8 protein-coding genes are annotated in these 6,904 nt (G+C 71.7%); all 8 read right to left on the bottom strand.

Translation table 11 applies throughout. The annotated features are described in order from the left end of the window. Positions 1-161: F0F1 ATP synthase subunit C (locus ACOJUF_RS03050; RefSeq protein ID WP_420120392.1), on the bottom strand; the 161-nt coding region annotated here is incomplete at its 3' end. Between the two features lie 120 nt (positions 162-281). Beyond that, positions 282-1,094 carry a F0F1 ATP synthase subunit A gene (atpB, locus tag ACOJUF_RS03045; protein WP_420120391.1) on the bottom strand — a complete coding sequence of 271 codons (813 nt, stop codon included), beginning with the start codon at positions 1,092-1,094 and terminating at the stop codon, positions 282-284. Further along, positions 1,091-1,474: a hypothetical protein gene (locus ACOJUF_RS03040; RefSeq protein WP_420120390.1), complete on the bottom strand. Its 384-nt coding sequence runs from the start codon at positions 1,472-1,474 to the stop codon at positions 1,091-1,093. Before ACOJUF_RS03040 ends, atpB begins: the two co-directional genes overlap by 4 nt. 144 nt (positions 1,475-1,618) lie before the next feature. Further along, positions 1,619-2,116, bottom strand: a complete 498-nt coding sequence (locus ACOJUF_RS03035; RefSeq protein ID WP_420120389.1) for a hypothetical protein — start codon at positions 2,114-2,116, stop codon at positions 1,619-1,621. Positions 2,117-2,208: 92 nt separating this feature from the next. Further along, positions 2,209-3,384, bottom strand: a complete 1,176-nt coding sequence (locus ACOJUF_RS03030; protein ID WP_420120388.1) for a glycosyltransferase family 4 protein — start codon at positions 3,382-3,384, stop codon at positions 2,209-2,211. A gap of 487 nt (positions 3,385-3,871) precedes the next feature. Then, complete coding sequence (locus ACOJUF_RS03025; protein ID WP_420120387.1) at positions 3,872-4,519, bottom strand: L-threonylcarbamoyladenylate synthase; 648 nt, start codon at positions 4,517-4,519, stop codon at positions 3,872-3,874. A gap of 105 nt (positions 4,520-4,624) precedes the next feature. Continuing rightward, positions 4,625-5,506: a peptide chain release factor N(5)-glutamine methyltransferase gene (gene prmC, locus ACOJUF_RS03020; protein WP_420120386.1), complete on the bottom strand. Its 882-nt coding sequence runs from the start codon at positions 5,504-5,506 to the stop codon at positions 4,625-4,627. Between the two features lie 43 nt (positions 5,507-5,549). Next, the gene (gene prfA, locus ACOJUF_RS03015) at positions 5,550-6,635 is read right to left on the bottom strand and encodes a peptide chain release factor 1 (protein ID WP_420120385.1); all 1,086 of its coding nucleotides are present in this window, start codon (positions 6,633-6,635) and stop codon (positions 5,550-5,552) included. Positions 6,636-6,904 lie beyond the last annotated feature (269 nt).

Here is a 6,904-nt window from a genome sequence, read left to right as displayed (position 1 = left end):
CCGAGGAAGGCGTAGGTCCGGGTCAGGCCGGCGGACTCGGGCTGGCGGGCGGTGGAGGAGATGTAGGCCGCCCACACGATGCCGACGCCGATACCCGGGCCGATGGCGGACAGGCCGTAACCGAGGGTGCCGACGTTGCCGGACAGTTCGGCGAGATCCATGGGTGCATTTCCTTTCACGCGATCCGTGGCGGATCCAGGTGGTCGATCGCTGGCCGCGCCGGTGCGGGCCAGGTACTGCGGTCGGGTGGGACGGGTGCCGATCGGGGAGAAATCGGTGCGTCAGTGCGAGTCGGCCAGCGACGATTCCAGGTAGATCGCGGTCAACAGGCAGAACACGTAGGCCTGCAGGGAACAGATCAGCAGCTCGAAGAACACCAGGCCGAGGCTGCCGACGAAGGGCAGGATGCCCAGCACGATGTTGACCGGGTTCCCGGTGCCCCACAGGTAGATCGTGCCGACCGCCGCGATCGTGATCAGCATGTGGCCGGCGAACATGTTGGCGAACAACCGGATGGCCAGGGTGAACGGCCGCAGGATGATGTTCGACAGGAACTCGATCGGGATCAGCAGCAGATGCATCGCGGCGGGAATGCCGGGGATGTAGCACATCAGCTTGAAGAAGCCGAAGAAGCCGTGCTTCTGGATGCCGACGAACATGTAGATGAACCACACTGTCAGCGCCAGCAGGACCGGGATGGCGAAGTGCGACGTCACCGGCAGCTGAGCGAGAGGCACGATGCCCCAGAGGTTCTGCACGATGATGAAGGCGAACAGGGTGGCCAGGAAGCCCGCCCACTTGCGCCCGTTGACCCCGCCGAGGATCTCGATCGCGACGCCGTTGCGGACGAAGCCGTAGGCGCTCTCGCCGGCGAACTGCATTTTGCCCGGGACCACCGCCGCCTTCCGCGAGGCGGCCAGGTAGAACGCCATGATCAGGATGACGCCCAGACCCAGCAGGACCATCGCCTTGACCGAGGAGATGGCTTCGCCGTTCCCGATCTTGTCGAAGAAGAACGAATGCTCGACGGTGGGCGGCTCGAATTCGCCGCCACTGTCCGCCGCGGTCAGCATCACCGCTGACAGGAGGCTCACGCCACCGTCTCCCTTCGGGTACCGGAGCGGGGCGCCGGATCTGGCCGGGTCGGGGACCCGGCCGATCGCAGTGCCCTGCGCCGATTCGCTGTCTTCGCTTCACGTAGTGCTCGTGCCGCGTCCGCCCTGGCTTGCGCGGACGCCGTCAATTCACTGGTCTCCGGGGCGGTGTCGGCCCGCTGCGCGTGCCGCATCACCACCGCATAGATACCCAGCGCCATGCCGACGACCGCGCCGATCGGCGCCATCACCCGGATGTCCCACCACTGGTCGAGCAACCAGCCCAGGCCACCGAACAGGAGCAGACCGGACATCAGGCTGCCCAGGACCGCCCATCCTTCGTCGGCTCCCGGCGATGGGGGCTTGGCCTTGGGAAACATCTTCATGGCGTCCCGGACCCTATCAGGAGACTCCGGCCTCCCGTGCATCCGGTTCTCATGGCGTGCCGCTCGTCGCAACGCTTTCGCAACGTCTTGGCCTGCAGCTTTGCGGCCGATCCGAGTCGTTGCCGGACAACCGTACGGTTAGCGCGGGTCGACGTAGTAGAGCTTCAATGTCCAGACATATCTCATATGTGCGCCCAGCCACAGAAAGACCCCGAGGCCGATGGCCCCGGCCATCCAGCGGACGTCCACCGGGCCGTCGATCGGCATGGTCATCAGGATCAGGGCCAGGACGAACACCTTGATCACGTAGGCGAACAGTGCGGCGATCATCACAGTGTTCGGGTTGGTCTTGCCCACCCAGGCGATGACCACCGCCGAGAACGTGAAGAACGCCCCGACGATCACGGTGCCGATCAGCACCCCCAGGACGGCCCCCCAGCCGGCGACCACCGCGCCGACCACGCCGAGCAGCACTCCCCCGCCGACCAGCACGGGCAGGCACAACCGCAGGTGGTCCAGCGACCAGGCGCCGGCCGACCGGCTCCGGTCGGCGATCCGCGCGGCCGCCGCGATCTGGGCCGACAGGTCCACCGGCGGCCGGCCGGGGCCGTCGATCGGGGGTGGTGATGCGGTCACGGGACGGGATTCACCTTCGGGTCGGGGCCCGCCGGGCGGCGGGCCGGCGGCGGGGCCGGGGCGGCCGCACGCCGGGGCTCCGCGCGGAGCCCTCAGGGCAGTGTGGCAGGAATCTGCTCCCGTTCGCGCCGCGCCCGCCGCCCGTCGCGCACCCGGGGCCACACCGAGAACATCAGCCCCACCAGGAACAGCAGGGCGGTGGGGATGACGGCCACCTGCCAGCTGACGAAGGTCAGCGAGACCGCGCTCGCGGCCAGGGCGAAGGCCCAGTAGTAGAAGATGAGCACCGCCTGGCGGTGCGTGTGCCCGATCGCCAGCATGCGGTGGTGCAGGTGCCGGTTGTCCGCACTGAACGGGTGCCGGCCCTCCTTGGTCCGCCGGATCACGGCCAGCAGGAAGTCCAGCACCGGAATGAAGATCACCGCCAGCGCGACGATCAGCGGGGCCAGCAGCGCGATGGTGGAACGGGGCCCGAACGTGGCCGGGTCCAGCTTCCCACCGGCGCTGACGATAGCCCCGGCCATGGCCAGGCCGATGAACATGGAGCCGGAGTCGCCCATGAAGATGCGGGCCGGGTAGAAGTTGTGCGGCAGGAAGCCGATGCACGCCCCGAGCAGGGCCGCGGCGATCAGCGGTGGCTGCGAGGCCGAGGTGTCGTCGCCGGAGAGCACCAGCTGCCGCGCGGAGAAGATGAACAGGGCGAACGCGCTGATCGCGGCGACCCCGGCGAGCAGCCCGTCGAGCCCGTCGATGAAGTTCATCGCGTTGGTGAGCACGACGATCAGCAACACCGTGAGCACGATGCCCTGGGTCTGGTCGAGGCTGACCAGGCTTCCGCCCGACGGCCCGCTGCTGGGCAGCCAGAGCACCTGCCACTGCACGCCGAACAGCACCATCACGCCCGCGGCCAGGATCTGCCCGGCCAGTTTGGCCACGGCGTCCAGGTCGAAACGGTCGTCGATGATGCCGACCAGGCAGATCACCCCGCCGGCGGCGAGCACGCCGACGATTTCGGACGAGGAGAAGAACGCCGCGCCCAGGGCCGGCAGCTGCAGGGCCATCAGGACCGCCGCGGCGAAGCCCAGGTAGACCGCCAGGCCGCCCATCCGCGGCGTCGGCAGCGAGTGCACGTCGCGCTCCCGGATCGGCGACACCGCGCCCACCCGTACGGCGATCAGCCGCACCACGCCGGTCAACAGGAACGTGACGACCACCGCCGCGCCGCAGACCAGGGCGTACTCGCGCAACGGAAGCGTGTATCCCGTCACCCGCCCAGGGTAGTGGGCCGGGCCGGGAAACCCGCTGTCCTGGACACGCAGGGCAGCTGTGAGTGTCGCGGGACCCGGATGGGGGTCGCGGCCGGGCCGCCCGATGACCCTCCGCCAGGTCGATCGGGCGGACCGAACCGGGCTTTACCGAACTGAAACCGGACAGTCGCGCAACGACGGGCGGGTCCGGCCGTCCCCATGACGTAGCTCCGATTCGCCGGCGGCGACCGGGCCCGACGCCCGGACCCGGTCTCCGCCACCGCAGTGGCGAACCTGTGTTGCGCACCGAACACGAGCCCCACGCCGGGAGCTGCCCGCAGGCCCGATCACGACACGCCGTCGGATCGGGCCTTCGGCATTCTCCGGTCGTTCTCCGGGCTGCTGCCGGGCCGACCCCGGCCGATCCCGCCGATCAGAATCGATCAGAGTCGGTCAGGCCGATGCGTGGCCCTCGGTCGCCGGCCCGGTCCGAGGCGAACCCGGTGACTCAGGCCGTGGCGTCCTCGACCGCGCCGACGACGTCACGGATCCGGTCCAGCGGCACCGCGCCGATGCGCAGCACGCGCGGGATGTCGCCGGTGATGTCCACGATCGTCGAGGCGACCCCGATCGGCGACTCGCCGCCGTCGAGGTAGACCGCGACCTGCTCGCCCAGCTGCTCCTGCGCCTGCGCGGCGGTGGTGGCCGGCGGGTTCCCGCTGCGGTTGGCGCTGGACACCGCCATCGGCCCGACCAGCCGGAGCAGGTCGATCGCCACCGGGTGCAGCGGCATCCGGACCATCACGGTGCCCTTGGCGTCGCCCAGGTCCCACTGCAGCGACGGCGCGTGCTCGATGACCAGCGACAACCCGCCCGGCCAGAACGCCTCGACCAGCGTCCGGGCGACCGGCGCCACCGCCATCACCAGGCCCTCGATGGTGGTCCAGGAGCCGACCAGGACCGGCACCGGCATGTCCGGGCCCCTTCCCTTGGCGGCGAGCAGCGCGCGCACCGCGGCGGCGTTGAACGCGTCCGCGCCGATCCCGTAGACCGTGTCGGTCGGCATCACGACAAGGTTCCCGGCCGCCGCGGCGTGCGCGGCCGCCTCCAGCCCGGCCCGCCGCTCGATCGGGTCGCTGCAGTCGAAGGTGCTCACGTCGTCCTCCCGAGGCTCGTCGCGGTCGCGCCGGGCCGGCCGCACGGGCCGTCGGCCGCCGCGGGCGTCGTCGTCGACCGGGGGGTCACCCGGCCGGCCTCTCGCTCACGAGGTGCCAGTCAACCGCACCCGGGTCGCGGTGACGAACCGCGGGCGGCCGGTGAGGTCCTGGTGGTCCTCGACATCGGTCAGCACCCGGCGCGAGCGCAGCAGCGCCGGCACCGACTCGCCCTGGGTGTCGTCGTGCTCGATGGCCAGCGAGCCACCGATCCGCAGCAGCGCCGCCGCGACCGACAGCAACGGCCGGATGACGGCCAGCCCGTCGGGCCCGGCGAAGACCGCCTCGGGCGGGTCGTGATCGGCCACCTCGGGGGCGACCTCGGTGCCGTCGGGCACGTACGGCGGGTTCGCGGTGACCAGGTCGGCGGTGCCGTCGAGGTCGGCCAGCAGCCGCTCGTCGAAGACGTCCCCGCCGCGCAGTTCCACCGCGGTGCGCCCGGCGCCGGCCTGGGCGACCGCGTTGCGCCGGGCCCAGGCCAGCGCGGTCGCGGACCGCTCGACGCCGATGACCCGGGCGTCCGGGCGCTCCGCCGCGATCGCCAGGGCGAGCGCGCCACTGCCGGTGCACAGGTCCACCACCACCGGCCGGTCCCGGTCGGCGATCGCATGCACCGCCCAGGCCAGCAGCGACTCGGTCTCCGGGCGCGGGACGAACACCCCGGGTCCGACGGCCAGCGTGGCCCGGCCGAACTGCACGGTGCCCATCAGGTGCTGCAGCGGGATGCGCTGCGCCCGCCGGTCGACCAGGGCCCGGTAGTCGGCCAGGAAGCCGTCCTCGACCAGCGGGGTCAGGCCGAGCCGGGTGCGCTGGACGCCGAGCAGGTGCGCGGCCAGCTCCTGGGCGTCCACGTCCGGGCTGGCCACGCCGGCCGCCTCGAGCGTCCGGGCGGCGTCCAGGATCGCCGCGCGCAGCGAGTGCCGGCTCATCGCGGGCCCCGGCGTCCCCGGCGTCCGATCCACAGGGCTCGGCTCACGACGAACCCGCGCCGGCCAGCCGCTCGGCCCGGTCCGCGGCGGAGAGCGCGTCCAGCACGGCGTCCAGGTCGCCGTCGAGCACGGCGTCGAGGTTGTAGGCCTTGTAGCCGACCCGGTGGTCGGCGATGCGGTTCTCCGGGAAGTTGTAGGTGCGGACCCGCTCGGACCGGTCCACCGTGCGGACCTGGGAGCGGCGGGCGTCGGCCGCGGCCGCGTCGGCGCTGGCCCGGGCGGCGGCGAGGAGCCGGGCGCGCAGGATCCGCATCGCCTGTTCCTTATTCTGCAGCTGCGACTTTTCGTTCTGGCAGGACACGACGATGCCGGTCGGCAGGTGGGTGATGCGCACCGCCGAGTCGGTGGTGTTGACCGACTGCCCGCCCGGCCCGGACGAGCGGAACACGTCGATCCGCAGGTCGCTGTCGGCGATCTCGACGTCGCTGATGTCCTCGACCTCGGGCGCGACGAACACCCCGGCGGCCGACGTGTGCACCCGGCCCTGGGATTCGGTGACCGGCACCCGCTGCACCCGGTGCACGCCGCCCTCGAACTTGAGCCGCGCCCAGACGCCGTCGGCGGTCGCGCCGGGGGCCTTGACCGCGACGGTGACGTCCTTGTAGCCGCCCAGGTCCGACTCGGTGGCCGAGAGCACCTCGGTCTTCCACCCGCGGCGCTCGGCGTACCGCAGGTACATGCGCAGCAGGTCGCCGGCGAACAGGGCCGACTCCTCGCCGCCCTCCCCCGCCTTGACCTCCACCAGCACGTCCTTGCCGTCGTCGGGATCACGCGGGACGAGCAGCTCGGCGAGCCGCTGTTCGAGCTCGTCGACCCGACCGGCCAGCGTGCGCGCCTCCTCGGCGAACGCCGGGTCCTCCTCCGACAGCTCCCGGGCGGCCTCCAGGTCGCCGCGGTTGGCCGCCAGGTCGCGGGCGGTCGTGACGATCGGGGTCAGCTCGGCGTACCGGCGGCCCAGTTTGCGGCTCGCGGCCTGGTCGGCGTGGATCGCCGGGTCGGCCAGCCTGGTCTGCAGGTCCTCGTACTCGGCGACGAGGGCATCCACCGCCGACGCGCTCTGCGTGCTCACCTGCCCGCCACCTCCACCTGTCTGGATTCTGCCGCCCACCCGGGGCCGGGCCTGCGCCCGGCCTCGGTTCGGCCTCGGTTCGACCCAACTCGGCCTCGGTTCGGCCTTCACTCGGCCTCGGTTCGGCCCGGTTCGCTGATCAAACCCGGGCCCCGCGCCTGAAAAGTCCGGATCAGTCGCGGATTTGATCAGCGAATCACGCGGGGGCGGCCCGGTTCGCTGATCAATCCCGCGCCACCAGGCCCGATATGTCGCATCCGGCGCGGGTT

Source organism: Nakamurella sp., from assembly GCF_048594475.1.
In the GTDB taxonomy this organism is placed as follows: Bacteria; Actinomycetota; Actinomycetes; order Mycobacteriales; family Nakamurellaceae; genus Nakamurella.
This window is presented reverse-complemented; position numbering and strand designations above follow the sequence as displayed.

Coding starts and splice junctions, on each gene's coding strand:
- ACOJUF_RS03040 (WP_420120390.1), bottom strand. CDS start 1,474: ATGTTTCCCAAGGCCAAGCCCCCATCGCCGGGAGCCGACGAAGGATGG.
- prmC (WP_420120386.1), bottom strand. CDS start 5,506: ATGAGCCGGCACTCGCTGCGCGCGGCGATCCTGGACGCCGCCCGGACG.